The sequence below is a fragment of the Allobosea thiooxidans genome (assembly GCF_900168195.1).
Classification (GTDB): domain Bacteria; phylum Pseudomonadota; class Alphaproteobacteria; order Rhizobiales; family Beijerinckiaceae; genus Allobosea; species Allobosea thiooxidans.
Genome location: NZ_FUYX01000007.1, coordinates 20,763 through 45,338, shown reverse-complemented (window position 1 = coordinate 45,338; position 24,576 = coordinate 20,763). Strand labels below are relative to the sequence as shown.

The following is a 24,576-nucleotide window of genomic DNA, read 5'->3' as shown; positions in this document are numbered from 1 at the left end:
AGAGATCGGGAACGCTCACGAAATGTGCCCGAACGAAGCCGCCGCGCTCTCCAGCCGGCGGCTTTTTCGTGCCTGCGATCCGGGGAGACAAGGCATGGCCGAGGAGGATGGCACGGCGGCGCCACTGCCGCCGGTGGAGAAGCGAAAGCGCGCTCCGGTCTCCCGGCGGGCCGTGGTGGGCCAGCTCTGGCGCGCCGCCAAACGCCAGCTCGACGCTCATGAGGAGCATCTCGCCGATCTGCCGCAAGGCGCGGCCGCGAGCGAGACCGATGCCAAGGCGCTGGCGACGCTCGCCCGCACGGTGCGCGAGCTCGCCGCGATCGAGGAGCCGCAGGCCGCGAAGAAGGACAAGCCGACGGATGAGTTCTCTGCCGCTGACGGTCTGCGACATGTCGCACAGCTCCGTCAGGAGCTTGCTCGACGTCTTGAGGCGCTTGCCGATCGCGAGCTGGGCCAGGCTGATCCCGGAGATGCTGCCTGAGCTCGGAGCCGAAGATGGGGAGGTCCTGCAGGAATTCTGGCGGCTCTGGTCGCGCGGGGATCAGCAGCCGCTCGAACCGCCGAAGCCGATCTGGCTCGTCCTCGGCGGGCGCGGCGCGGGCAAGACACGCACCGGCGCCGAATGGGTCAAGGGCATGGCGCTTGGCCATCCGCCCTTCGCCGACAGGCCGACGGGACGGATCGCCTTGGTCGGCGAGACGCAAGGCCAGGTCCGCGACGTGATGATCGAGGGCATCTCCGGGCTGCTCGCGATCCATACCCGCTGGGAGCGCCCGTCCTGGATGCCGTCGCTGCGTCGCCTGGAATGGCCGACCGGCGCGATCGCTCAGGTCTTCTCAGCCGAGGATCCGGAGGCGCTACGCGGCCCGCAATTCGGCGCGGCCTGGTCGGATGAACTGGCGAAATGGCCGAACCTTCAGGAGTGCTGGGACATGCTGCAATTCGGCCTGCGCCTCGGCGATCATCCGCGGCAGGTCGTCACCACGACGCCGCGGCCGGTGCCGCTGGTGAAACGCCTTCTCGTCGAGCCGCATGTCGCGGTGAGCCGGGCGAGGACGCGCGACAACTGTTACAATCTGGCGGCGGAATTCGTCCGCACCGTCACGGAAACCTATGGCGGGACGCGCCTCGGGCGGCAGGAGCTCGACGGCGAGATCGTCGAGGAAAGCCCCGACGCGCTCTGGACGCGCACGCAGATCGAGGACGCGCGGGAAGGCGCGCCGCCGGCGTTGGCGCGTATCGCCGTCGCGGTCGATCCGCCGGCTTCCTCGTCCCGGCGGGCCGATCGCTGCGGACTGGTGGTCGCGGGCATCGATGCCGGGGGCATCGGCCATGTCCTCGAGGATGCGACGCTTGCCGGCGCCAGGCCGCATGAATGGGCGGAACGGGCAGTGGCGCTCTATCGGCGCCACGAGGCGGATGCGCTGGTGGTCGAGATCAACCAGGGCGGCGAGATGGTCGAGAGCATCATCCGCGAGGTCGATGCCGGCGTCCCCGTCGTCTCCGTCAGGGCGACGCGCGGCAAATATCTCCGCGCCGAGCCGGTAGCGGCCCTCTATGCCCAGGGGCGGGTGCGTCATGCCGGCGCCTTTCCGGCGCTGGAGGACGAGATGTGTTCCTTCGGCCCGTCCGGCCTCGACAATGGTCGCTCGCCCGACCGACTCGACGCGCTCGTCTGGGCCCTGACCCACCTGATGCTGGCACCGAAGGCCCGGCCGCGGGTGAGGGGGATGTAACCCGCCTCGTCATTGCGAGGAGCGCCAGCGACGAAGCAATCCAGGAGGACCGGGCTAGCCGTTTCACCCGGCCCTCCTGGATTGCTTTGCCGCGCTCGCAATCGCGCCCGCCGAGCCCTGTTTCACGCTCCAACAGCGAGAGATCCATGTTCGATTTCCTTCGCAACCTGCGCGGTCGTGCCGCGCCGGACCAGAAGCGCTCGCGCGTCGGGCCGCTCATCGCCCTGCACGAGGCTGGGCGCGCGGTCTGGACGCCGCGGGACTATGTCGCCCTGGCGCGGGAGGGTTATGAGCGCAACCCGGTTGTGCATCGCTGCGTGCGCCTGATCGCCGAGGCTGCCGCCCAGACGCCGCTGGTCGCCAAGGTCGGAAACCGCGAGGTGCCGGAGCATCCGGCGCTCGCTTTGGTCGACCGGCCCAATCCGCGCCAGGGCGGCATCGCCTTCCGCGAGATGCTGTTCGGCCACCTGCTGGTCGCCGGCAACGCCTATGTCGAGGCGGTGAGCACTGGCCGCGAGCCGCGCGAGCTCTATGCGCTCAGGCCCGACCGGATGCGCGTGGTCCCGGGCCGCGACGGCTGGTCCGAGGCCTATGACTACACCGTCGGCGGCGACACGGTGCGCTTCCGGCAAGGCGAGGGCGGGCAGCCGCCGATCCTGCATCTGACGCTGTTCCACCCGGTCGACGACCATTACGGCCTGTCCCCGATCGAGGCGGCCGCCGTCTCGCTCGACATCCATAATGCAGCGAGCAACTGGCACAAGGCGCTGCTCGACAATGCCGCGCGACCCTCCGGCGCGCTGGTCTATGACGGGCCGGAAGGCGCGGCGCTGACCGAGGCCCAGTTCGAGCGGCTGAAGCAGGAGCTGGAGGATTCGTTCCAGGGTGCCCGCAATGCCGGCCGCCCCCTGCTGCTCGAAGGCGGCCTCGACTGGAAACCCCTGTCCTTGACGCCGGCCGAGCTCGATTTCGTCGCGGCCAAGGGTGTCGCGGCGCGTGAGATCGCGCTCGCCTTCGGCGTGCCGCCGCTGCTGCTCGGCCTGGCCGGCGACAATACCCACGCGAATTTCGCCGAGGCGAACCGCGCGCTCTGGCGCCAGACCGTGATCCCGCTGGTGAAGCGCACGGCGCAGTCGCTGGCGCAATGGCTCGGCCCCGCCTTCGACAGCGAGCTCATGCTCGAGCCCGATCTCGATGCCGTCGAGGCCCTGGCCGACGAGCGGGAATCGCTTTGGCGCCGCCTCGGGGCGGCGAGTTTCCTGGACGACGACGAGAAGCGCGAGGCGGTCGGCTACGGCCGGCGTGCCCCGGGAAGGGAGCCACCATGAACCTGCTCGACCAGATCGTCGCGGCCTTCATCGGCCGGGCCGATGTCGGCCATCTCGGCCTGCTGCTCTGGGCCGCCAGCGCCTCCGGCCTGGCCTGGCTCGTCCTGCGGGAACTCGCGGCGGCGAACCGCCGCTTCGACGAGTTCGTCCGCGAGCTCAACCGCTTCAACGCACGCCATGAGGGGGATCAATCATGAAGGGCAGCCGCGAGGCGAAACCTCCGCCGAGACGGCCGGCCGCCGGGCGGGTGCAACCCGCGCGGGGCCGGCCAGAGGGCGTGACGGCGGACATCTTCAGCCGGTTCGTCGGCAATCTGGCACGGCTGGAGCGCGGGCAGTCGCAGTCCGGCAGGAACGGCGAGGGCGGTCGATGAATGCGCTCTCCCGCCTGCCGCTCGAGTCCAAGCTCTTGCCGCTGCAGCCGTCCCGCATCGCGCCGGATGGCAGCTTCGCGGGCTATGCCAGCCTGTTCCGCATTCCCGATCTCGGCAAGGACGTGGTCGAGCCGGGCGCCTTCCGCGACAGCCTGCTTCGCCGGGGGGCAGCCGGCGTCAGGCTGCTCTGGCAGCATGATCCGGCCGAGCCGCTCGGCCGCTGGCTCAGCCTGGTCGAGGACAGCCGCGGCCTGTTCGTGCGCGGGCGCCTCTCGCTCGCCGTCGCCCGCGCTCGCGAGATCCATGCCCTGATGCTCGACGGCGCGATCGACGGCCTTTCGATCGGCTTTCGCCCCGAAAAGGCCCGCACCGAGCCGCGCAGCGGGCTGCGCCGGCTCGAGCGCGTCGATCTCTGGGAGATCTCGATCGTCACCTTCCCGATGCTGCCGCAGGCGCGGATCGCCGCGGTCAAGGCCTGCCAGCCCGTCGCCTTCGCCTGAACCCACCACCACGAGGAGAAGCCATGACCCAATCCCTTTCCGCGCCCGAGACCAAGGCGGCCGGCGCCGATCTCGCGCTCGCCTTCGAGGATCTGCGCTACACGCTGGAGAACTATCGCGCCGCCAATGACGAGCGCCTCGCGGAGATCGAAGCCCGCGATGGCGCCGATCCGCTGACCGAGGAGAAGCTCGCCCGGATGGATGCCGCGCTCGACGACACGATGCGCCGCATCGACCGGCTGGCACTGGAGCGCGGCCGTCCGGCGCTCGGGCAGGAGGGCGCGCCGCGGGATCCGTTCGTCGCGGAGCACAAGGCCGCCTTCGCGGCCTATGTCCGCACCGGCGAGGCCGGCGGGCTGAAGCGGCTGGAAGCCAAGGCGCTTTCGGCCGGCTCCGGTCCGGATGGCGGCTATCTCGCGCCCTCCACCGTCGAGGGCGAGATCCTGCGCCGCCTGGCCGCCGTCTCACCGATCCGCTCCCTGGCGACGGTGCGCACCATCTCCTCCGGCACCTACCGGAAGGCGTTCTCCACCACCGGCCCGGCCGCCGGCTGGGTGGCGGAGACCGCGGCGCGCCCGCAGACAGCTTCGCCGACGCTGGCCGAGCTCTCCTTCCCGGCCATGGAACTCTACGCCATGCCGGCCGCGACGCAGACCCTGCTCGACGACGCCATCGTCAATATCGACCAGTGGATCGCGGAGGAGGTCGAGAGCGCCTTCGCCGAGCAGGAGGGCGCCGCCTTCGTCAATGGCGACGGCGTCGACAAGCCCAAGGGCTTCCTGGCCTATCCGGCGGTGGCCGATGCGAGCTGGAGCTGGGGCAATATCGGCGTGCTGAACACCGGCGTCGCCGGCGCCTTCCCGGCCTCGAACCCCGCCGATGTGCTGGTCGACCTGGTCTATGCGCTGAAGGCCGGCTACCGTCAGAACGCCTCCTTCGTGATGAACCGCAAGACGCAGGGCGCGATCCGCAAGTTCAAGGACGCCAACGGGAACTACCTCTGGCAGCCGCCGGCCTCGGCCGGCGCGCCGGCAACGCTGCTCGGTTTCCCGCTGGTCGAGGCGGAGGACATGCCCAACATCGCCGCGAATGCAGTCTCGATCGCCTTCGGCGACTTCCGGCGCGGTTATCTCGTGGTCGACCGGGCCGGCGTCCGGATCCTGCGCGACCCGTACTCCGCCAAGCCCTATGTGCTGTTCTACACGACCAAGCGGGTCGGTGGCGGCGTCCAGGACTTCGCGGCGATCAAGGGGCTCAAGTTCGCGGCCTGATCGCTCAGCGCGAGAACCACCAGCTGAACGCGGCGCGCGGCTGAACCGGCTCCTCCTGCGGCACCTCGCCTCCGAGGCCGAGAAGCCGCGCGCTGCCCTCGGCGATCCAGCGGCGGTATTCTCCGATCGGCGTGATCGCGGTGAAGCCGCCGCAGATGCGCCGGGCCTGCGTGCGCAAGGGGCCGCTCGACCAGCTCACGATGCCGACGAGGTCGCGCGAGCGTGTGTTCCCGCGCAGCACCGGGCCGCCGGAATCGCCGCGGCAGGCGCCGGCGCCGGGGGTCTCGCCCCGTGCCGCGACGTCGACCGCGACCTTCACCGTGTTCTGGGTCGTGTAGTTGCCGGCATTGACCAGCTGCGTCTCGCGCAGGCGGCGGGCCGTGCGCTTGTTGTTTTCGGCCGAGAGGCCGAAGCCGGCCATGGTGACGGTCTCGCCCTGCCAGAGATTGCCGCCGACCGACAGCGGCTCGATGTCGCCCGGCAGCGGCTCGGCCAGGCGCAGCAGGGCCAGGTCCGTGCCCGGCTGGGTGCGCGGCGTCGTGCCGGGCACGAAGCTTGGATGCGGCAGGACGGCGACGACCATCTGACGCCTCGCCCTGAAACGGGAGTCGAGGCTGACGACGCTGATCGAGCCGCCGCCCATGAGGCAATGCGCCGCCGTCAAGACGATCTCGGGCGCGATCACCGCGCCCGAGCAGAGCTCCCCACGGCTGGTTTCCACCCGCACCGTCCAGGCGCGGGCGCCCTGTCGGTCACGCGAATCGACGCCGCCGACGACGGCCGCGGCCGGCTGTGCCGCCAGAAGCAGGGCTGCGGAGAACAGGAAGGCGAATGACGAGCGCGGGATCATGAGACGAACCGGTGACGGGCAGATCAATCTAGGATGTGGCGCTGCACAGTCCAGCCCAATTCAACGGCCGGTCCAACGCGCGCTCTCGCCCCAGCGCGAAAGCGTCGCATCGATCCATGACCGTTGGGGCGCGACCAGGACGCCCTGGCTGAGCAGGCCGCAGTTGCGCCCCTTCGGGCCGGTCGACCAGCTCGTCACCGCGACGATGCCGCTCTCCGAGACCATCGGGCCGCCCGAATCGCCCTGGCAGGCGCTGGCCCCGGGGCGCTTGCCCGCGCCGGCCGGATCTGCCGCCCAGAGCAGGATCCGCCCCGGGCCATAGGGTTCTACGGCCGTCAGCGCGGCGGAACGGTAGGTCCCCGTGCTGCGGGCCTCGCCTTCCCGGGCCACGCCGTAGCCGGCGAGCGTGATCGAGCTGCCCACGCGCGGCAGGGGCCCGTCCACGAGCTCGGCCGCCGTGAAGCGGCTCGGCAACGGGGTGGGCAGGCGGACGAGCGCCAGGTCGACGGAGCGGCGGCGGCTCTGGATCGCTCCGGCGTCGAATTCCGGATGCAGCTCGACCGCGGCTGGTGGCACCAGCACGGGCTCGCCGCCCTCGCGCCAGTGGACGCGCATCTCGGCGCCGCCGCCGGCGCAATGCGCTGCTGTCAGGACGACGCGGGGCGCGAGCACGATCCCGGTGCAGACGCCGCCGCGCGCGTTCAGGACCATCAGGGTCGAGCCCGCGGCCGGGCCGTCCTCGTGTCCGCCGACGACGGCTTGCGCGGGCAAGGCAGCGAATCCGCAGACGGTGAAGCCGAGCCCTACGGCGATGATCCAGGTGGCGATGCGCATCGAGCGTTCCTCTCCGAGGGAACGCTGATAGCGCGCCGCGCCGCGCAATTGAACCTCGCAAACGATCCTTCGAACCGGAGCGCCCATGATCCCCCTTGCCTTGGCCCCGCCGGCGACCGAGCCGGTCACGCTCGCCGAAGCCCGGCAGTTCCTGCGCCTCGACCAGACCGATGAGGACGATCTGCTTGCCACGCTGATCACGGCGGCGCGGCTGATGATCGAGGCCGCGGCGGGCCGCTGCCTGATCGAGCAGCCCTGGCGGATCGTCCTCGACCGCTGGCCATCCCGTGACGAGATCCGCCTGCCGCTGTCGCCGATAGCGCGGATCGAGGCGGCCCGGGTCTACGACCTGCTCGGCGCGCCGCAGCCGGTCGCCGAGGCGGCGCTGTCGCTGGAGCGGAACACCGATCCGCCCCTCATTCGCGTCATCGGGGAGGTTCCGGAGATCGGGCGCAGCCACGGCGCGATCGAGATCGATGTTGTCGCAGGCTATGGGGCGAATGCCGCCGCCGTCCCCGCGCCCTTGCGCCAGGCGGTGCTGCGGCTTGCCGCCCGCTGGTTCGAGGAGCGCGGCGATGTCGCCAGCCGCGATGCGCGCGGGCTTCCCGGCGCGATCGCCGCGCTGGTCGCCCCGTTTCGCCGCGGGAGGCTCTGAGCCATGGCCGGCGACATCGCTCCGTCCATCGGCAGCCTGAGGCGCAGGCTCGTCCTCGAAGCGCCGACGGCGACGCCGGACGGTATCGGGGGCACCACGCAGGTCTTCGCCGCGGTGGCCGCCTTCTGGGCGCAGGTCGAATGGCTCTCCGGCGCCGAGAGCTGGCGCCGCGGGCGCCCGGGGCAGGCCGCATCCCACCGCGTGAGCCTGCGCTGGCGCGGCGATCTCGATACCGGCAAGCGGCTGCGCGACGGAGAGCGCGTCTTCGACATCCGCGCCGTGGCCGACCCCGACGGCTCGCGCCGGCGCCTCGTCTGCCTGGTCGAGGAGATCAAGCCATGAGCGACGCGATCCTGGCCTTGCGTGCGGCGATACAGGCCCGCCTGGAGGGCGATCCGGCGCTGACGGCGCTGATGGGCCCCGGCCGGGTCCATGACGAGGCGCCGCGGGCGGCGGGCGGGCTCTATGTCGTCCATGGCGAGGTCGAGGCGCGCGACTGGTCGACCGGCAGCGATCGCGGTTGCGAGCAAGAGCTCGCGCTCGTCGTCTGGGCCGCCGAAAGCGCCTCCTCGCGCCAGGCGCTGGAGGCGGCCGGCCTGATCGTCGCCGCTCTCGACGAAGCCCACCTGACGCCGGCCGGGCACCGGCTCGTCAATCTGCGCTGGCTGTCGAGCCGGCTCGCCCGCGAGCCCCGTACCGGGCTCGGTCATGTGACGGTCCGGTTCCGGGCGGTCACCGAAACACCCTGATAGCGAAGGAGAAGCCGCATGGTGGCACAGAAGGGCAAGGATCTGCTGCTCAAGGCGGCGGATGGGGCCGGCGCGTTCGCCGCCGTGGCGGGGCTGCGGGCGCGGCAGATCGCGTTCAACGCCGAGATCGTCGATGTGACGCATGCGGAATCAGCGGGGCGCTGGCGCGAATTGCTGGCAGGCGCCGGCATGCGCCGCGCCAGCATCAGCGGTTCGGGAATCTTCAAGGACGAGGCGTCCGACGCGCTCGTGCGCCAGATCTTCTTCGACGGGGCGATCCGGGACTGGCAGGTCGTGGTGCCCGATTTCGGCATGATCGCCGGGCCGTTCCAGCTGACGGGCCTCGAATATCGCGGAGACCATGCCGGGGAGGTGACTTTCGACCTCTCGCTGGAATCCGCCGGGCAGCTCGCTTTCACCGCGCTCTAGGGAGATGGCCATGGCGAACCGTCACCGCGGCGAGGCCGCGCTCCTGGTCGAGGGCGAGGCGCTGCCGATGCGCCTCACGCTCGGCGCGCTCGCCGAGCTCGAGCAGGCCTTCGCCGTCGACAGCCTGCCGGCTCTGGGCGAGCGCTTCGTCACCGGCCGTCTTTCGGCCGGCGACATCATCCGCATCCTCGCGGCCGGCCTGCGCGGGGCCGGCAGGGCGATCCGCGACGAGGACGTGGCGGGCCTCTCTTTCGACGGAGGGCTGAACGGCGCGATCAAGGCGGCGATCGCTCTGCTCGAGGCGACCTTCGGCGATGACGGGGAGGCCCGCCCTCCGCAGCCGCCGGAGGCCTGAGGGCTCCGGCGGCCTTTCCCTGGGACGAGGTCATGGCCTTCGGGCTCGGCCGGCTGGGCTGGCCGCCCGAGCAATTCTGGGCGGCGACCCCGCGCGAGATCGCCGCGGCCTTGCGGGCGCATCGCGGCGCCGGGGGCACGACGACCGATCGCGCCGCGCTGGCGGCCTTGATGGCCGCCTATCCGGATGCCTGACGCAGAGTCTTCAAGCAATTTCTCAAGAGGATGCCCCATGGCCAGCGACGATATCGTCGATTCCGCCCGCCTGTCCGATCTGCGAGCGATGGATTCGCTGACTCAATCTTTGAGCCGATCCTCGGAAAGCTTTGGCAAGTCGATCGTAAACGCGTTCACGCGCGGAGCGGTCGAGGGCAAGCGCTTCGAGGACGTGCTGCGCAGCCTCGGCCGCTCGCTGACCGACGGCCTGCTCAAGAACGCGCTGAAACCGCTGCAGACCGGGTTGTCGGATCTGCTCGGTGCCGGTGCGAAGAGCATTGCCGGTCTCTTCGGCGGCGGCGGCTTCGGCTCCTTCGGCGGCAGCGTTCCGGTCGCGCCCTTCGCCGAGGGCGGCATCGTCGCCTCGCCCTCCTATTTCCCCACGGGGCGCGGGCTCGGCCTGATGGGAGAGCGTGGCGCCGAGGCTATCATGCCGCTGTCGCGCGGCCCGGACGGGCGTCTCGGTGTTCGCGCCGCCGGCGGCTCGTCGCGGCCGCTCAGCGTCGTCGTCCAGGTCTCGACGCCCGATGCCGAGAGCTTCCGTCGTTCGGAAGCGCAGGTCTCGGCGGCGATCGCCCGCGCCGTCGCGCGCGGCAGCCGGGCGCTCTGAGCGGGACGGGCCATGAGCGATTTCCACGAGGTCCGTTTTCCCACCGATATCGCTCGCGGCGCGCGCGGCGGGCCGGAGCGTCTCACGCAGATCGTCGCGCTCGCCTCGGGCCGTGAGGTCCGCAACAGCCGCTGGGCCCATTCGCGGCGGTGCTACGACGCCGGGCTCGGCGTGCGCAGCCTCGACGCCCTTGCGGCCGTGGTGGGCTTCTTCGAGGAGCGCTGCGGCCGGCTCTACGGCTTTCGCTGGCACGATCGGCTGGACTGGAAGAGCTGCCTTCCGTCGCAGGAGCCGGCTGCCACCGATCAGGTGATCGGGACCGGGGACGGCACCACGGCAGTCTTCCAGCTTTGCAAGACTTATGGCGCCGGCCCGTCCGCCTATCGCCGCACGATCACCAAGCCCTGCGACGGCACCGTCCGGATCGCGCTCGATGGCGTCGAGCAGGCCGCCACGAGCTTCGCCTGCGATATGACGACGGGGCGTATCGACTTCACGCCGGGTGCGATTCCGCCGCCCGGCGCGATGGTCAGCGCCGGCTTCTGCTTCGACGTTCCCGTGCGCTTCGACATCGACGCCATCGAGGTCGACCTCTCCGCCTTCGAGGCCGGCGAGATCCCGCGCATTCCCGTCATCGAGATCGTTCCCCGAGGCCGGCACCATGCGTGACATACCCGCGGCGCTCGCCGTCCATCTCGAAGGCGGCGCGACCACATTGTGCCGCTGCTGGAGCCTGACGCGCCGCGACGGCCTGGTGCTCGGCTTCACCGACCATGACCGGCCGCTTTCCTTCGACAGCGTCGCCTTCCAGGCGGCGACCGGGCTGGAGGCGGCCGAGACGACGGCCGAGCTCGGCTTCGCCATCGGCGGCGGCGAGGTCGCCGGAGCCTTCGCCGCGGCCGGCCTGAACGAGGCGGATCTGGCGGGCGGCCTCTATGACGACGCGCGCCTGCGCATCTGGCTGGTCAACTGGGCCGCGCCCGAGCAGCGGCTGTTGCTGGAGGAGGGCTTCGTCGGCGAGGTGAGGCGCGGCGAGATCGGCTTCACGGCCGAGGTGCGCAGCTTCGCCAAGGCCTTCGACGAGGAGCGTGGCCGGCTCTACCTGCGCTCCTGCTCCGCCGATCTGGGCGATGCGCACTGCGGCGTCGCGCTCGTGCCCGCCGCGTCGCATGTCGAGACGAGCGACGGGCGCCTCGGCCTCTCCGCCGCGGGGCTATCCTCCTTTCCGGACGGTCATTTCACCGGTGGCCGGCTCGTCTTCACCGGCGGCGGCAATGCCGGCTTCGCCACCGAGGTGAAACGCCACGGCATCGAAGGCGGTCGCGCCGCCTTTCAGCTCTGGCAGGTTCCGGCCGCGACGATCCGGCCGGGCGACGGCTTCAGCGTCACGCCGGGCTGCGACAAGAGCTTCGCCACCTGCCGGGCCAAGTTCGGCAACGGCGTCAACTTCCGCGGCTTCCCGCATATGCCAACCGCCGACTTCATCATCGGCGGCGTCCGTCCCGGCGACGGAGCGCTCGATGGCGGGAGCCTGTTCCGATGAGGCGCGGCGCGATCGTCGAGGCGACGCGGCACTGGCTCGGCACACCCTATCACCACCAGGCCTCGCTGCGCGGCGTCGGCTGCGACTGCCTCGGCCTCGTCCGCGGCGTCTGGCGCGACCTTCTGGGCGAGGAGCCGGAGCCGCCGCCTCCCTATAGCCCTCACTGGGCCGAAAGCCTGCGGCAGGAAACGCTGGCGGCTGCCGCGCTGCGCCATCTCGTGCCGATCGCCCTCGGAGCGGAAAGGCCCGGCGACGTGCTGCTCTTCCGCTGGCGCGAGCACCTTCCGGCCAAGCACTGCGCCGTCCTGAGCGAGCCGGATCGCATCATCCATGCCCATGACGGCGCCGCCGTCGCCGAGGTCGCCTTCACGCCCTGGTGGCGGCGTCATCTCAGCCATGCCTTTTCCTTTCCCGGAGTGACCGACTGATGGCGACGCTTCTTCTCCAGGTCGCGGGCGCGGCGCTGGGCACCGCGCTCGGCGGCCCGGCCGGCGGCGCGATCGGACAGGCGCTGGGCGGATTGGCCGGTGCGACGATCGACCAGGCCTGGCTCGGTGGCGCCGGCGGCAACAAGATCGTCGACGGGCCGCGCCTGAAGGAGGTCAACGGGCTCGCCGCCACCGAGGGCGCGCCGATCCCGCGCCTCTACGGTCGTGCGCGGCTCGGTGGCCAGCTGATCTGGGCGACGCGCTTCGAGGAGGAGGTTACGGTCTCGGTCGCCCGCAGCAAGAGCGGCGGCAAGGGCGGTCGCGCCCGGAAGACCTACGAATCGACCTACAGCTACTACGCCAATCTCGCGATCGGCCTCTGCGAGGGGCCGGTCGCCTTCATCAGGCGCATTTGGGTCGACGGGCGCGAGCTCGATGCCGCCACGGTGACGATGCGCGTCCATCACGGCCGTGAGACGCAGGAACCCGACCCGCTCATCGCCGCGAAGGAAGCCGGCGAGGCCCCGGCCTATCGCGGCCTCGCCTATGTCGTCTTCGAGCGCTTTCCGCTTGCCGAATACGGCAACCGCGTGCCGCAGTTCGATTTCGAGGTCGTCCGGGCGGTCGACGGGCTGGGCGGCATGATCCGCGCGGTCTCGCTGATCCCCGGTGCGGGCGAGTTCGTCTACGACACGCGGCCCGTCAGCCACGAGCCCGAACCCGGGGTGAGCGAGAGCCTGACGCGCCACCAGCTCTATGGCGGTTCGGATGTCGACACCGCGCTCGGCCATCTCTTCGCGCTCTGCCCCCGGCTGCGCACCGTCTCGCTGGTCGTGACGTGGTTCGGCGACGACCTGCGGGCCGGCGCCTGCAGCGTCGCGCCGCGCGTCGAGATCCCGCACAAGCCGACGGTCGGCGCCAACTGGTCCGTCGCGGGGCTGACGCGCTCCGCGGCGCGGCCCGTCAGCCAGATCGACGGCCGCCCGGCCTTCGGTGGCACGCCTTCCGACGAGAGCGTCGTCGCGCTGATCCGGCGGCTGCGCGTCGACTACGGGCTCGAGGTCGTCCTCTACCCCTTCCTGATGATGGACATCCCGCCGGACAATGGCCTGCCCGATCCCTGGACCGGAAGCGTCGGCCAGCCGCGCTACCCCTGGCGGGGCCGGATCACCTGCGATCCGGCGCGGGGGCGGGTGGGGAGCCCGGAGGGCACGGCCGCCGTCGCGGCGCAGATCGCAGCCTTCACCGGCACGGTCGGCCCGGCCGACATGTCGCTCGTCGGCGGCGCCGTCGCCTGCGCCAAGCCGGACGAATGGTCCTATCGCCGCCTCGTGATGCATTGCGCGATGCTGGCGCAGGCGGCCGGCGGCGTGGAGGGCTTCGTGATCGGCTCCGAGATGGTCGAGCTCACGCATCTGCGCGGCGCCGCCGGCTATCCGATGGCCGATCAGCTCGCGGCGATCGCACAGGATGTCGTCACCATCCTGCCCGCTGCGACGCTGACCTATGCCGCCGACTGGACCGAATACGGCGCCGATGTTCGCGACGCAGCGCAGACGGTCGATTTCCCGCTCGATCCGCTCTGGGCTTCGCCCGCGATCGGGGCGATCGGCATCGATTTCTATCCGCCGCTCTCGGATTGGCGCGACTCAGGTGACCATGCCGATGCCGCCATCGCACGCGGCCCCGCCGATATCGCCTATCTGCGCGGCCGCTTGACCTCTGGCGAGGCCTATGATTGGTACTATGCCGACGAGGCGGGCCGCAGCGCGCAGGCGCGTCTGCCGATCACGGACGGCGCCTACGGCAAGCCCTGGCTGTTCCGGCCGAAGGATCTTCGCGGCTGGTGGAGCCATCCGCATGTTCGCCGCGTCGCTGGAGTGGAGACGACGGCGACGCCCTTCCTGCCGGGCGGAAAGCCGATCTGGCTGACCGAGATCGGCGTGCCGGCCGTCGACAAGGGTGCCAATGCGCCCAACGTCTTCCCCGATCCCCGTTCCGCCGAGGGCGGCCTGCCCCCGTTCTCGAGCGGCGCGCGCGACGATCTGGTCCAGGCGCGCGGGCTGGCGGCGATCATCTCCGGCTTCGACCCGTCCCGTGCCGGGTTCGACCCCGCGCGGAATCCGGTCGATCCGGTCACCGGCATCCGGATGATCGATCCGGCGCGCATCGTCGTCTGGAACTGGGACGCGAGGCCGTTCCCGGCCTTCCCGGATCTCGGCGGGATCTGGGCGGATGGCGCCGCCTTCGAGACCGGGCACTGGCTGAACGGCCGCCTCGAGGGCACGCCCATCGATTGCCTCGTCGCCGGATTGCTCGCCGATTTCGGCCTGCCGCCTGCGGACGGCATGGCCGTCGACGGCTTCGTGGACGGCTATGTGCTAGACCGTCCGTTGTCGGCCCGCCAGGCGCTCGAACCGCTCGCCCAGACCTTCGGCTTCGATGCGGTGATGAGCGCGGGGCGGCTGCGTTTCGAGGCCCGGGGCGGCAAGGTCGCGCGGCTGCTCGGGCCTGACGATTTCGTACCGGGCCGCGACGGGGAGCCGTTCACCCTGCGCCGCAGCCAGGAAACCGAGCTGCCGCTGGAACTGCGCCTCGGCTTCGGGGATAGCGACAGCGATTATCGCCGCGCAGCCGCACGCTCCCGCCGCCTGGCGGGCGCCGCAAGGCGGGAGGTCGCCGTCGAGACCGCCATCGTGACCCGCGCGGCCGAGGGAAGGCGGCTGGCCGATCAGCGGCTGCAGGAGGCCTGGGCCGCGCGGGAGACGCTCGAATGCGAACTTTCGCCGCGCTGCCTCGATCTCGAGCCGGGTGATGTCGTCTCCGTGCCGGTGGATGGCGACCGCCGGCTGTTCCGGATCGTGCGGATCGCCGACGCCGCGACCCGGCAGGTCAGCGCGCGGGCGGTCGAGCCGGCGATCTATTCCAGCGCCGGCGCCAAGGGGGGCGATCGCCCGCCGCGGACGCCGCCGCCTCTCCCGGGGCGGCCTCTGGTCGTGCCGCTTTCCCTGCCGTTCGTCGTGGCGCAGCCGCCCGCGCTGCTCTCGCTCGCCGCTTTCGCATCGCCCTGGCCGGGGGCGCTGGCGATCTGGGGCGCGGATGGCACCGGGCAGTTCGATCGTCACGGCTTCGTCGAGGCGCCGTCGATCGTCGGCGAAACGCTGACGGCGTTTCCGCCCGGCCCGCTCTGGCGAAGCGAACGGAGCAACGTGCTCGAGGTCAGGCTGCGCGGCGGGGCGCTCTCCTCCGTGTCGCCCGAGGCAGCTCTCTCCGGCGCCAACGCCCTGGCCCTGATCGGGGCGGACGGCGAGGTCGAGATCGTGACTGCCGCGCAGGCCGAACTCGTCGGCACGCAGCGCTTCCGCCTCTCCGGCTTCGTGCGCGGCCTCGGCGGCTCGGAGGCGGCGGCTTCCCGTCACCTGCCGGCCGGAGCCCGCATCGTCGTCCTCGACGGATCGGCCGTGACCTTGACGAGCGATCTCGCCGATATCGGCCGGGAACGCCGCTACCGCATCGGCCCGGCCCGCCACGATGTCGGCGACCCCACCATGGTGGAACTCGCTCTTACGCCGCGGGGGGATGCGCTGCTGCCCTTCTCGCCGGTCCGGCCGCGGGCGCGGCGCGGCGGGGACGGGATTCTCCTCAGCTGGATCCGGCGAACCCGGATCGACGGGGATTCCTGGGATCTGGCCGAGGTGCCGCTCGGCGAGGAGAGCGAGCGATACGAGATTCGCCTTCTCGCCGGCGGCGTACCGGTCCGTACCGAAATCGTGAATGCACCGGCGTGGCTCTATCCGGCGGCGGTGGAACTCGCCGATTTCGGCGCGACGCAGGCGGAACTCAGCCTGTCGCTGGCCCAGATCAGCGCCGCCGTGGGGCCGGGGCGCGAATGGCGTGGACGGATCGCCGTGGCTTGAACTAGGCTGGGTTGTGGACGGGATGGTGCATTCATGGCGCATTCACGCGGATGGGATTAGCCATGTCGATGATGCTGATCGAACCGATCCTCGCTTTCGCGCTCCTGACGTCCTCGCCGATGCCGATCATCCGCGTCGATGATGCGACGCCGATGTCGTGCCTGTCCTCCGAGGAGACGCGCGATGCCGTGGCCGAGGGGCGCGTCATGCAGCCGGCGGAGGCTTCGCGCCACGCCCGCCACGCGGCCCCCGGGGAGGTCGTGCGCATCCGGCTTTGCCGGCAGGGCGACGAATTCGTCTATGTCGTCACGACGCTGAAGCGCGACGGACGGGTTGCGCGCGTGACGCTGGAAGGGCAATCCGGCAAGATCGCCACCATCCGCTGACCGATCGGCGGATACCTTTCCCAACTGGAGCGAAACGACCGTGAGACTGCTCGTCGTCGAGGACGACAAGGACCTCAACCGCCAGATCGTGACCGCGCTGGAAAATGCGGGCTATGCCGTCGACAAGGCCTTCGACGGCGAGGAGGGGCTCTATCTCGGCGAGACCGAACCCTATGACGCCGTCATCCTCGATCTCGGCCTGCCCAAGGTCGACGGCGTCGCCGTGCTGCAGGGTTGGCGCCGGGCCGGCAAGACCATGCCGGTGCTGATCCTCACCGCGCGCGACCGCTGGAGCGACAAGGTCGGCGGCTTCGACGCCGGCGCCGACGACTATGTCGTCAAGCCGTTCCATATCGAGGAACTGCTGGCGCGGGTCCGTGCCTTGCTGCGACGCGCGGCCGGTCATGCCACTTCGGAGCTGGTCTGCGGCCCCGTCCGGCTCGACACCCGCGCGAGCCGCGTCGTGGTCGACGGCAACCCCGTCAAGCTGACCTCGCACGAATACCGTCTGCTCTCCTATCTGATGCACCATCAGGGCAGGGTGGTCTCCCGCACCGAGCTGGTCGAGCACCTCTACGATCAGGATTTCGACCGCGACTCGAACACGATCGAGGTCTTCGTCGGCCGGCTGCGCAAGAAGCTCGGCGTCGAGATCATCGAGACCGTCCGGGGCCTCGGCTATATCGCCGCCGCTCCGGAAAAAGTCTGATCACGGGAGATGGCCCTCAAATCCCACCGATACTCGCTGGGAACGCGGCTGTTTCTGTCGGCAGCCTTCTGCTGCGTCCTGATCCTGGTGCTGGCCGGCGTCGGCCTCACCACCTTCTATCGCCGCTCGGCCGAGCGCGGCTTCGACGAGCGCCTTTCGGTCTACATCAAGCAGCTCGTCGCCGACCTGGCGGCGCCGCCGGAAACCGAGCGGCAGACGATCGGCGATCTCGGCGAGCCGCGCTTCGACCTGCCGCTGACCGGCTGGTACTGGCAGATCACGCGGCTCGACGGCGAGCGGCCGAATGTCCGCGCCTCGCGCTCGCTGGTCGGCGGGCAGCTTCCCAAGCTGCTCGACCAGTCGATCGCGCCGAATGCGCGCGGCCTGCGCGAGAGCTATGTTTCCGGCCCCGATGACCGCCTGCTGCGCGTCCTCGAGCGCGAGATCGACGTCGGCGAGGATGGCCGCTTCACCGTCGCAGTCGCCGCTCCCGCCGACGAGATCGAAGGCGATATCCAGGATTTCCGCTTCGCGCTGGCGATGACCTTCCTGCTGCTCGGGCTGGCGCTCGTCGCTTCGACCCTGGTGCAGGTTCGCTTCGGCCTGCGTCCGCTGGTCAGGCTGCGGACGGCGGTCGGCGCGGTGAGGACGGGCGAAAGCCCGCGCATCCATGGCCAGTATCCGCCGGACCTCGCCCCGCTCGCGAGCGAGCTCAATCAGCTGATCGACGCCAACCACGAGATCCTGGACCGCGCCCGCACGCAGGTCGGCAACCTCGCCCATGCCCTCAAGACGCCACTCAGCGTGATGATGAACGAGGCGGGAGCCGGCGAGGGACAGCTTCCGCAGACGGTGCGGACCCAGGCCGCGATCATGCGCGACCAGGTCCAGTATTATCTCGACCGGGCGCGGGCGGCGGCGCTCTCGGGCGCATTGGGCGGCGTGACCGAAGTTGCGCCCTCCCTCGATGCGCTGCTGCGCACCTTCATGAAGATCTCGCAGGACAAGGGAATCACCGGCTCGCATGGCGTGCCGGCGCGGGCACGCTTCCGCGGCGAGAAGCAGGATCTGGAGGAGATGCTCGGCAACCTGCTGGACAATGCCTTCAAATGGGCGAGCAGCACCGTCGAAGTGACGCTCGACGGCAACGCCGGAGACGACGAGCAGATGGCGCTGCTGATCGACGATGACGGTCCGGGCCTGCCCGAGGAGGCGATGGCCGAGGTCCTGAAGCGCGGGCGCAGGCTCGACGAGGCGACGCCCGGCTCTGGCCTGGGGCTCTCGATCGTCGTCGACCTGGCCAAGCTCTATGGCGGGGAGCTGGTCTTGCAGCGCGCCCCGCTGGGGGGCTTGCGCGCGAGGCTGGTTTTGCCTTCGATCTAGATCAATTCGAATCCCGCGTGACCCTTTGTCGCCATGAATCGGGCCGCACTATTGGCTAAGAACGCCGCATGATGATCTGGGCAATTTTTGCGGCCATGACCGGAGCGGCGATCTTCGCCTTGCTCTGGCCGCTGAGCCATGGGCGGCTCCAGGGGTTCGCCGATGTGGCGGACGCGAAAAGCCTCTATCGCGCCCAGCTCAAGGAGATCGATCGCGATCTCGGCCGCAACCTCATCGCAACCGGGGAGGCCGAGGCGGCGCGCGCCGAGGCGGCCCGCCGCCTGCTGCGCGCGGCGGGCGACGAAACCGGCCCGGCCGGAGAGACGGAGCCCTCGCTGCGACGCCGCCGGGCAAGCTCGGCCCTGATGTTGTCCATCGTTCCGCTTCTGGCCCTGCTGGTCTACGGCCTCTACGGCTCGCCCGGTTTCTCCGACCAGCCCTTGGCGGCGCGTTTGCAGAAGGGCGGCCAGCAGCAGGATTTCGCCATCGTCCTAGCCCGGATGGAGGCGCATCTCGCGGCCAATCCGACCGACGCCAAGGGCTGGTCGCTGATCGCCCCGATCTATCTCCGGCAGGGTCGCTACGAGGATGCGGCCAAGGCCTTCGCCGCGACCGCGCGCTACGGCAAGCCGGACACGGAGCTTCTCGCGGGGCTCGGCGAGGCGCGCATCCTCGAAGCCGGGGGCGTCGTCACTGCCGCCGCGCGCGAGGCGCTGTCCGAGGCGCTCAAGCTCGATCCCAGGAATGCGCGGGCACGTTTCTATCTCGCGCAGGCCAAGGAGCAGGATGGCGACGGTGACGGCGCGATCGCCGCCCTGGAGCAGCTTCTGGCCGACGCCCCGCCGCAGGCCGAATGGGCCGGTGCCGTGCGCGCCCGCATCGCGCAGATGCAGGCCGATGCCGGCCGCAAGGCGGTTGCTGCCCTGCCGGAGGCCGAGCGCCAGCAGGCGATCAAGGGCATGGTGGAAGGCCTCGCCGAGCGGCTGAGCGCCGGCGGCGGCACCTTGCCGGAATGGAGCCGCCTGATCCGTGCCCGCGCCGTCCTCGGCGATAAGGAAGCCGCGCGGGCGGCGGTGAAGACCGCGCGCGAGAGATTGTCGCAGGACGCCGCGGCGCTTGCCGCGATCGATGCCCTGGCCGATGAATTGGCCCTGAAGGAGGCCACCCCATGAGCATCGCCCAGCCGGTTCGGCCCGTGCCGGCCAAGCGCCGCCTGACGCGCAAGCAGCGCCGGCTGGTGCTGATCGCGGCGGCCGGAGCCGTCCTGTTCTTCGCGGCGGGGCTCGTCCTCTTCGCGATGCGCGACACCATCGTCTTCTTCTACGGGCCGACCGAGATCACCGAGAAGGGCGTCGCGCCGGGCACGCGCATGCGCCTCGGCGGCCTCGTCGAGGCCGGCTCGGTCCAGCGCGGCCCGGGGCAACGCGTCAGCTTCGCCGTGACCGACAGCACGAGCTCTGTCAGGGTGACCTATGACGGCCTGCTGCCCGATCTCTTCCGGGAAGGGCAGGGCGTCGTCACCGAAGGCGTGTTCGAGGGAGCGGGGCGCTTCAAGGCCGATTCCGTCCTCGCCAAGCACGACGAGACCTATATGCCGCGCGAGGTCGCCGACGCGCTGAAGAAGCAGGGGCATTGGCAGCCGGACGGCAGCGCCGCGCCCGCCTCTCCCGCAGCCAAGCCGTGAGCCGGGCATGATCGTCGAGATCGGTCACTATGCGCTGGCGCTCGCGCTCGGCGTTTCCGTCATCCAGGTGTTGGTGCCGTTCTGGGGCGTCGTGCGCCAGGACAGGGCTCTGGCCTCGGTCGGCAGCAGCGCGGCGCTGATCAGCTTCGCGCTGGTCGCGCTGTCCTTCGCGGCGCTGGTCGCCTCCTATGTTCGCTCGGATTTCTCCGTCTCCAACGTCGTCGCCAACTCGCATTCGGCGCAGCCGCTGATCTATAAATTCACCTCGGTCTGGGGAAACCACGAAGGCTCGATGCTGCTGTGGGTGCTGATCCTGACCCTGTTCGGGGCACTTGTCGCGCTGTCGCGCAACACGCTGCCGCCGCGCCTGCGGGCAGGCGCGCTGTCTGCGCAGGGCCTGGTCGCGGTCGCCTTCCTCGCCTTCACCCTGTTCACCTCCAACCCGTTCCAGCGGCTCTCGCCGGCCCCGGCCGAGGGGCAGGATCTCAACCCGATCCTTCAGGATCTCGGCCTCGCGATCCATCCGCCGCTGCTCTATGTCGGCTATGTCGGCTTCTCGATCACCTATGCCTTCGCGGTCGCCGCGCTGATCGACGGGCGCATCGACGCCATGTGGGCGCGTGCCGTGCGGCCCTGGACGCTGCTGGCCTGGACCTTCCTGACGCTCGGCATCGCGATGGGCTCCTACTGGGCCTATTACGAGCTCGGCTGGGGCGGTTGGTGGTTCTGGGATCCGGTCGAGAACGCTTCTTTCATGCCCTGGATCGCCGGCACGGCGCTGATTCACTCCACGGTGGTGATGGAGAAGCGCGATGCGCTCAAGGTCTGGACGATCCTGCTGGCGATCTTGACCTTCTCGCTGTCGCTGCTCGGCACCTTCATCGTCCGCTCCGGCGTGCTGACCTCGGTGCATTCCTTCGCCAGCGATCCCGCCCGCGGCGTCTTCATCCTGCTGATCCTGGTGTTCTTCGTCGGCGGCTCGCTCGCACTCTTCGCCTGGCGCGCGCCGCTGCTGCGGCAGGGCGGGCTGTTCGCGCCGGTCTCCCGCGAGGGCGCGCTCGTCGTCAACAACATCTTCCTGGCCACGGCCTGCGCCACCGTTTTCGTCGGCACGCTCTATCCGCTGGTTCTGGAGATGGTGACCGGCGACAAGATCTCGGTCGGCGCCCCCTTCTACAACGCCACCTTCGTCCCGGTGATGGTGCCGCTGCTGCTGATCCTGCCGATCGGCCAGTCGCTCGCCTGGAAGCGCGGCGACCTGCTCGGCGCGGCCCAGCGCAATGCCGCCGCTTTCGGCGTCTCCGTGCTCGTCGCGCTGGCGCTGATCGCCTTCACCCATGGCGGGCCGGTCCTGGCGCCACTCGGGATCGGGCTCGGCGTCTTCCTGGTCCTCGGTGCTGCGGTCGATCTCGGCGAGCGCATCGTCGCCCGGGCCAGCGGCTGGCGCGCCATGCTGTCGCGGGCGAAGGGGCTGCCGCGCTCGGCCTGGGGGACGGCGCTCGCCCATGCTGGCGTCGGCATCAGCATCATCGGGATCGCCGCCGCGGCCTGGAGCAGCGAGGCCATCGCGGTCCTCAAGCCGGGCGAACGGCTCACCAGCGGGCGCTATACGGTCGTCCTGGAAGGCGTCTCGCCGCGGACAGGGCCTAATTTCCGGGCCGAGGTCGCCCGCTTCCAGCTCTTCTCCGGCGAGAAGGAGCTCGCACCGCTCGAAGCGTCGAAGCGCATCTATACCGCCCGCAGCATGCCGACCACCGAAGCGGGAATCCGCACGGACTGGCTGAGCCAGGCCTATGTCAGCCTGGGTGAGGCGCAGGATGGCGGCGTCGCGGTACGCCTCTACGACAAGCCGCTGATCCTGCTGATCTGGATCGGCTCGATCGTCATGGCCCTCGGCGGCGGCCTCTCGCTGACCGACCGGCGTTTCCGGCTGGCGGCACCGAAGCGCGCGACGCCCGCCGCCGCCGCCCCGCAGCCGGCGGAGTAGAGCGATGCGTCGGATCGCCCTCGCCATCGGTTTCCTGCTGCTGACCGCCGTGGCTGCGCCGGCGGTGCAGCCGGACGAGATCCTACCGGACCCCGTGCTCGAGCAGCGTGCGCGCGCCCTGTCCGGCGGGCTGCGCTGCCTCGTCTGCCAGAACCAGTCGATCGACGATTCCGATGCGCCGCTGGCGCGCGACCTCCGGATTCTGGTGCGCGAGCGGCTCGTCGCCGGCGACAGCGACAAGGCGGTGGTCGATTTCGTCGTCGCCCGTTACGGGGATTTCGTGCTGCTGCGGCCGCCCTTCAATGCGCAGACGCTGCTGCTCTGGGCCGCGCCGTTCCTGATCCTGGCTGCCGGTGCCATCTTCGTCTGGCGCCGGGGCCGACGCAGCCCCGCGGCAGATGCCGGAGCTGTTTCGCCGCTGACCGAGGACGAACGCAGTCGCGTCGAAAAGCTGCTGCGGGACGAGCAGGGCTGAAGCCGCGCCAGGCGCGAACCTTACGAAATCGTCATGTCGGGGCGAAAGCCGCGTAACGCGGCCGGCTCCATGTTGCACCTCACGAGCAGGGTAGTCCCTGTCGCTCAACGAGGTTCAAACCATGACGACACAGAACGAGACCCGTAAGTCCATCCTGAAGCGCGGCGCTCTTCTCGCCGGCACCGCCATCCTCGGCATCGGCCTCGCGGCCGGCATCGCCGACAGCGCGCTGATGCAGAACCACAACGCCGTCGCCCAGCCGATCCAGCTCTCCGGCACGCAGGTCGGGCTGCCTTCCTTCGCCGATCTCGTCGACAAGGTGAAGCCGGCCGTGGTCTCCGTCCGCGTCAAGACGCAGGTCGCGAGCGAGAATGGCGAGCAGAGCCTTGACGACCTGCCGCCGCAGCTGCGCCGCTTCTTCCGCGAATTCGGCGAGGGCGCCCGCCCGAACCGTCCGCAGCCGCGCCAGGGCATGGCCCAGGGCTCCGGCTTCTTCGTCAGCCAGGACGGCTATGTCGTGACCAACAACCACGTCGTCGAGAACGCCGTGGAGGTCCAGCTCGTCACCGACTCCGGCAAGACGCTGGACGCCAAGGTCGTCGGCACCGATCCGCGCACCGACCTCGCCCTGCTGAAGGTGAAGGACGGCGGCGACTATCCCTTCGTGCCGCTCTCCGGCGCCAAGGCGCGCATCGGCGACTGGGTGCTGGCGATCGGCAATCCCTTCGGTCTGGGCGGCACGGTCACGGCCGGCATCGTCTCGGCCCAGGGCCGAGACATCGGCTCCGGTCCCTATGACGACTTCATCCAGATCGATGCGCCGATCAATCGCGGCAATTCGGGTGGCCCGACCTTCAACCAGAACGGCGAAGTCGTCGGCGTCAACACCGCGATCTTCTCGCCCTCCGGCGGCAATGTCGGCATCGCCTTCGCGATCCCGGCCTCCACGGTCAAGCAGGTGGTCGAGTCGCTGAAGAAGGATGGCTCGGTGGCGCGCGGTTTCATCGGCGTGCAGATCCAGCCGGTCAATGCCGAGATGGCCGATGCCATCGGCCTGAAGGAAGCCAAGGGCGCGCTCGTCGCCGAGGCGCAGGGTGATGGCCCGGCTGCCAAGGCCGGCATCCGCCGCGGCGACACCATCACCGCCGTCAATGGCGAGGCAGTCAAGGACGCTCGTGACCTGTCCCGCAAGATCGCGACCTTCGCGCCCGGTGCCAAGGCCACGATCACGTTGTTCCGCGAAGGCAAGTCCCGTGACGTGACCTTCGAGGTCGGCCGCCAGCCGGCGGCGTAGAGCCGGGCCCGGCCGGGTTGAAGAAATCCGGCCGGATTCTCCGTGCTCGAGCGAAGCAGGCAGGTTCCTCGGTTTCTGTCGCCCCAGCCGAGGGACCAGCCGTCGCGGCGGCAGGCCGGATGCGTATCCTCCGGCCTGCCGTTTTCGTGTTTCTTGGGATAGGGTTCGCCCATGCGACTCCTGATTGTCGAAGACGATGCCGAGGCAGCGGCCTATCTGACCAAGGCGTTCCGCGAGGTCGGCCATGTCGCCGACCATGCTGCGGACGGGCTGCAGGGCTATGCCATGGCCGAGGGCGGCGGCTATGACGTGCTGGTCATCGACCGCATGCTGCCGCGACTCGACGGCCTCTCCCTGATCCGCTCGCTGCGCGAGCAGAAGGACGAGACGCCGGCCCTGATCCTCTCCGCGCTGGCCCAGGTCGACGACCGGGTGAAGGGCCTGCGCGCCGGCGGCGACGACTACCTGCCCAAGCCCTATGCCTTTTCCGAGCTGCTGGCCCGCGTCGAGGTGCTGGCGCGCCGCCGCGGTGCGCCCGCGGCCGAGCCCACCACCTATCGTGTCGGCGAATTGGTGCTCGACCGGCTGGCCCATCGCGTCACGCGCGAGGGGCAGGAAATCGCCCTGCAGCCGCGCGAGTTCCGGCTGCTCGAATATCTGATGAAGCATGCCGGACAGGTCGTGACCCGCACCATGCTGCTGGAGAACGTCTGGGATTATCATTTCGACCCCCAGACCAACGTCATCGACGTGCATGTCAGCCGCCTGCGCGCCAAGGTCGACAAGGGCTTCGAGCAGCCGATGATCCACACCATTCGCGGCGCCGGATACATGGTCCGTGACAACGCCCGCTGATGTTCCGGCG

The 24,576-nt window shown here is 70.4% G+C and carries 27 protein-coding genes and 1 pseudogene; 26 read left to right on the top strand and 2 right to left on the bottom strand.

The window, feature by feature from the left end; genetic code table 11:
• The first annotated feature begins 94 nt into the window (after positions 1–94).
• From B5Y19_RS13975 to B5Y19_RS13950, 6 genes are all read left to right on the top strand, one after another.
• Positions 95–481 (top strand): hypothetical protein, encoded by a 387-nt coding sequence (locus B5Y19_RS13975; protein WP_079591627.1) that lies wholly within the window; start codon positions 95–97, stop codon positions 479–481.
• On the top strand, positions 471–1,736 hold the full coding sequence (locus tag B5Y19_RS13970; protein ID WP_055730651.1) for a DNA-packaging protein: 1,266 nt from the start codon (positions 471–473) through the stop codon (positions 1,734–1,736). The genes B5Y19_RS13975 and B5Y19_RS13970 overlap by 11 nt, the downstream gene beginning before the upstream one ends.
• A 146-nt stretch (positions 1,737–1,882) precedes the next feature.
• A complete protein-coding gene (locus B5Y19_RS13965; protein ID WP_079591626.1) occupies positions 1,883–3,064 on the top strand; it encodes a phage portal protein in 1,182 nt (393 codons plus the stop codon).
• A complete protein-coding gene (locus B5Y19_RS13960; protein ID WP_055730596.1) occupies positions 3,061–3,261 on the top strand; it encodes a hypothetical protein in 201 nt (66 codons plus the stop codon). The genes B5Y19_RS13965 and B5Y19_RS13960 overlap by 4 nt, the downstream gene beginning before the upstream one ends.
• 172 nt (positions 3,262–3,433) lie before the next feature.
• The gene (locus B5Y19_RS13955; RefSeq protein WP_055730595.1) at positions 3,434–3,937 is read left to right on the top strand and encodes an HK97 family phage prohead protease; all 504 of its coding nucleotides are present in this window, start codon (positions 3,434–3,436) and stop codon (positions 3,935–3,937) included.
• A 23-nt stretch (positions 3,938–3,960) separates the two neighbouring features.
• Positions 3,961–5,208, top strand: coding sequence for a phage major capsid protein (locus B5Y19_RS13950; protein WP_055730594.1), 1,248 nt, complete (start codon positions 3,961–3,963; stop codon positions 5,206–5,208).
• Between the two features lie 4 nt (positions 5,209–5,212).
• On the opposite strand, the gene B5Y19_RS13945 is transcribed toward B5Y19_RS13950, so the two are convergent.
• Complete coding sequence (locus B5Y19_RS13945) at positions 5,213–6,058, bottom strand: S1 family peptidase (protein WP_079591625.1); 846 nt, start codon at positions 6,056–6,058, stop codon at positions 5,213–5,215.
• Positions 6,059–6,118: 60 nt separating this feature from the next.
• Positions 6,119–6,892 carry a S1 family peptidase gene (locus B5Y19_RS13940; RefSeq protein ID WP_055730650.1) on the bottom strand — a complete coding sequence of 258 codons (774 nt, stop codon included), beginning with the start codon at positions 6,890–6,892 and terminating at the stop codon, positions 6,119–6,121.
• Positions 6,893–6,977: 85 nt separating this feature from the next.
• Between B5Y19_RS13940 and B5Y19_RS13935 the strand changes: the two genes are divergently transcribed.
• The 20 genes and pseudogenes from B5Y19_RS13935 (at position 6,978) to B5Y19_RS13840 (ending at position 24,566) form a co-directional block, all read left to right on the top strand.
• On the top strand, positions 6,978–7,547 hold the full coding sequence (locus B5Y19_RS13935) for a head-tail connector protein (RefSeq protein WP_055730593.1): 570 nt from the start codon (positions 6,978–6,980) through the stop codon (positions 7,545–7,547).
• A 3-nt stretch (positions 7,548–7,550) separates the two neighbouring features.
• The gene (locus B5Y19_RS13930; protein WP_055730592.1) at positions 7,551–7,889 is read left to right on the top strand and encodes a phage head closure protein; all 339 of its coding nucleotides are present in this window, start codon (positions 7,551–7,553) and stop codon (positions 7,887–7,889) included.
• The gene (locus B5Y19_RS13925) at positions 7,886–8,296 is read left to right on the top strand and encodes a DUF3168 domain-containing protein (protein ID WP_055730591.1); all 411 of its coding nucleotides are present in this window, start codon (positions 7,886–7,888) and stop codon (positions 8,294–8,296) included. The genes B5Y19_RS13930 and B5Y19_RS13925 overlap by 4 nt, the downstream gene beginning before the upstream one ends.
• 18 nt (positions 8,297–8,314) lie before the next feature.
• On the top strand, positions 8,315–8,725 hold the full coding sequence (locus tag B5Y19_RS13920; protein WP_055730590.1) for a phage major tail protein, TP901-1 family: 411 nt from the start codon (positions 8,315–8,317) through the stop codon (positions 8,723–8,725).
• 10 nt (positions 8,726–8,735) lie between these two features.
• Positions 8,736–9,080: a gene transfer agent family protein gene (locus B5Y19_RS13915; protein WP_055730589.1), complete on the top strand. Its 345-nt coding sequence runs from the start codon at positions 8,736–8,738 to the stop codon at positions 9,078–9,080.
• Positions 9,077–9,274, top strand: coding sequence for a rcc01693 family protein (locus tag B5Y19_RS13910; protein WP_280174383.1), 198 nt, complete (start codon positions 9,077–9,079; stop codon positions 9,272–9,274). Before B5Y19_RS13915 ends, B5Y19_RS13910 begins: the two co-directional genes overlap by 4 nt.
• 37 nt (positions 9,275–9,311) lie before the next feature.
• Positions 9,312–9,905: a phage tail tape measure protein gene (locus B5Y19_RS13905; protein ID WP_055730588.1), complete on the top strand. Its 594-nt coding sequence runs from the start codon at positions 9,312–9,314 to the stop codon at positions 9,903–9,905.
• 12 nt (positions 9,906–9,917) lie between these two features.
• Complete coding sequence (locus tag B5Y19_RS13900; RefSeq protein ID WP_079591623.1) at positions 9,918–10,574, top strand: DUF2460 domain-containing protein; 657 nt, start codon at positions 9,918–9,920, stop codon at positions 10,572–10,574.
• Positions 10,567–11,448, top strand: coding sequence for a phage/gene transfer agent baseplate hub protein (locus B5Y19_RS13895; protein WP_079591622.1), 882 nt, complete (start codon positions 10,567–10,569; stop codon positions 11,446–11,448). The genes B5Y19_RS13900 and B5Y19_RS13895 overlap by 8 nt, the downstream gene beginning before the upstream one ends.
• Positions 11,445–11,876: a C40 family peptidase gene (locus B5Y19_RS13890; protein WP_055730586.1), complete on the top strand. Its 432-nt coding sequence runs from the start codon at positions 11,445–11,447 to the stop codon at positions 11,874–11,876. The genes B5Y19_RS13895 and B5Y19_RS13890 overlap by 4 nt, the downstream gene beginning before the upstream one ends.
• Positions 11,876–15,793 (top strand): baseplate multidomain protein megatron, encoded by a 3,918-nt coding sequence (locus tag B5Y19_RS13885; RefSeq protein ID WP_055730585.1) that lies wholly within the window; start codon positions 11,876–11,878, stop codon positions 15,791–15,793. Before B5Y19_RS13890 ends, B5Y19_RS13885 begins: the two co-directional genes overlap by 1 nt.
• Before the next feature lie 62 nt (positions 15,794–15,855).
• Positions 15,856–16,179 (top strand): PepSY domain-containing protein, encoded by a 324-nt coding sequence (locus tag B5Y19_RS13880; protein WP_055730584.1) that lies wholly within the window; start codon positions 15,856–15,858, stop codon positions 16,177–16,179.
• Positions 16,180–16,219: 40 nt separating this feature from the next.
• Entirely contained in the window at positions 16,220–16,888 is a 669-nt protein-coding gene (locus B5Y19_RS13875) for a response regulator transcription factor (RefSeq protein WP_055730583.1), read from the top strand.
• 9 nt (positions 16,889–16,897) lie between these two features.
• Positions 16,898–18,271, top strand: a complete 1,374-nt coding sequence (locus tag B5Y19_RS13870) for a sensor histidine kinase (protein WP_055730582.1) — start codon at positions 16,898–16,900, stop codon at positions 18,269–18,271.
• Between the two features lie 68 nt (positions 18,272–18,339).
• Complete coding sequence (gene ccmI / locus B5Y19_RS13865) at positions 18,340–19,443, top strand: c-type cytochrome biogenesis protein CcmI (protein ID WP_055730581.1); 1,104 nt, start codon at positions 18,340–18,342, stop codon at positions 19,441–19,443.
• Positions 19,444–19,484: 41 nt separating this feature from the next.
• On the top strand, positions 19,485–19,955 hold the full coding sequence (gene ccmE / locus B5Y19_RS13860; RefSeq protein WP_055730649.1) for a cytochrome c maturation protein CcmE: 471 nt from the start codon (positions 19,485–19,487) through the stop codon (positions 19,953–19,955).
• A gap of 7 nt (positions 19,956–19,962) precedes the next feature.
• Positions 19,963–21,942 (top strand): heme lyase CcmF/NrfE family subunit, encoded by a 1,980-nt coding sequence (locus tag B5Y19_RS13855; protein WP_055730580.1) that lies wholly within the window; start codon positions 19,963–19,965, stop codon positions 21,940–21,942.
• 4 nt (positions 21,943–21,946) lie between these two features.
• Entirely contained in the window at positions 21,947–22,417 is a 471-nt protein-coding gene (locus tag B5Y19_RS13850; protein WP_055730579.1) for a cytochrome c-type biogenesis protein, read from the top strand.
• A 121-nt stretch (positions 22,418–22,538) separates the two neighbouring features.
• Positions 22,539–23,702, top strand: a pseudogene (locus tag B5Y19_RS13845) (trypsin-like peptidase domain-containing protein); the annotation flags it as partial.
• 180 nt (positions 23,703–23,882) lie between these two features.
• Positions 23,883–24,566: a response regulator transcription factor gene (locus B5Y19_RS13840; RefSeq protein ID WP_055730578.1), complete on the top strand. Its 684-nt coding sequence runs from the start codon at positions 23,883–23,885 to the stop codon at positions 24,564–24,566.
• Positions 24,567–24,576 lie beyond the last annotated feature (10 nt).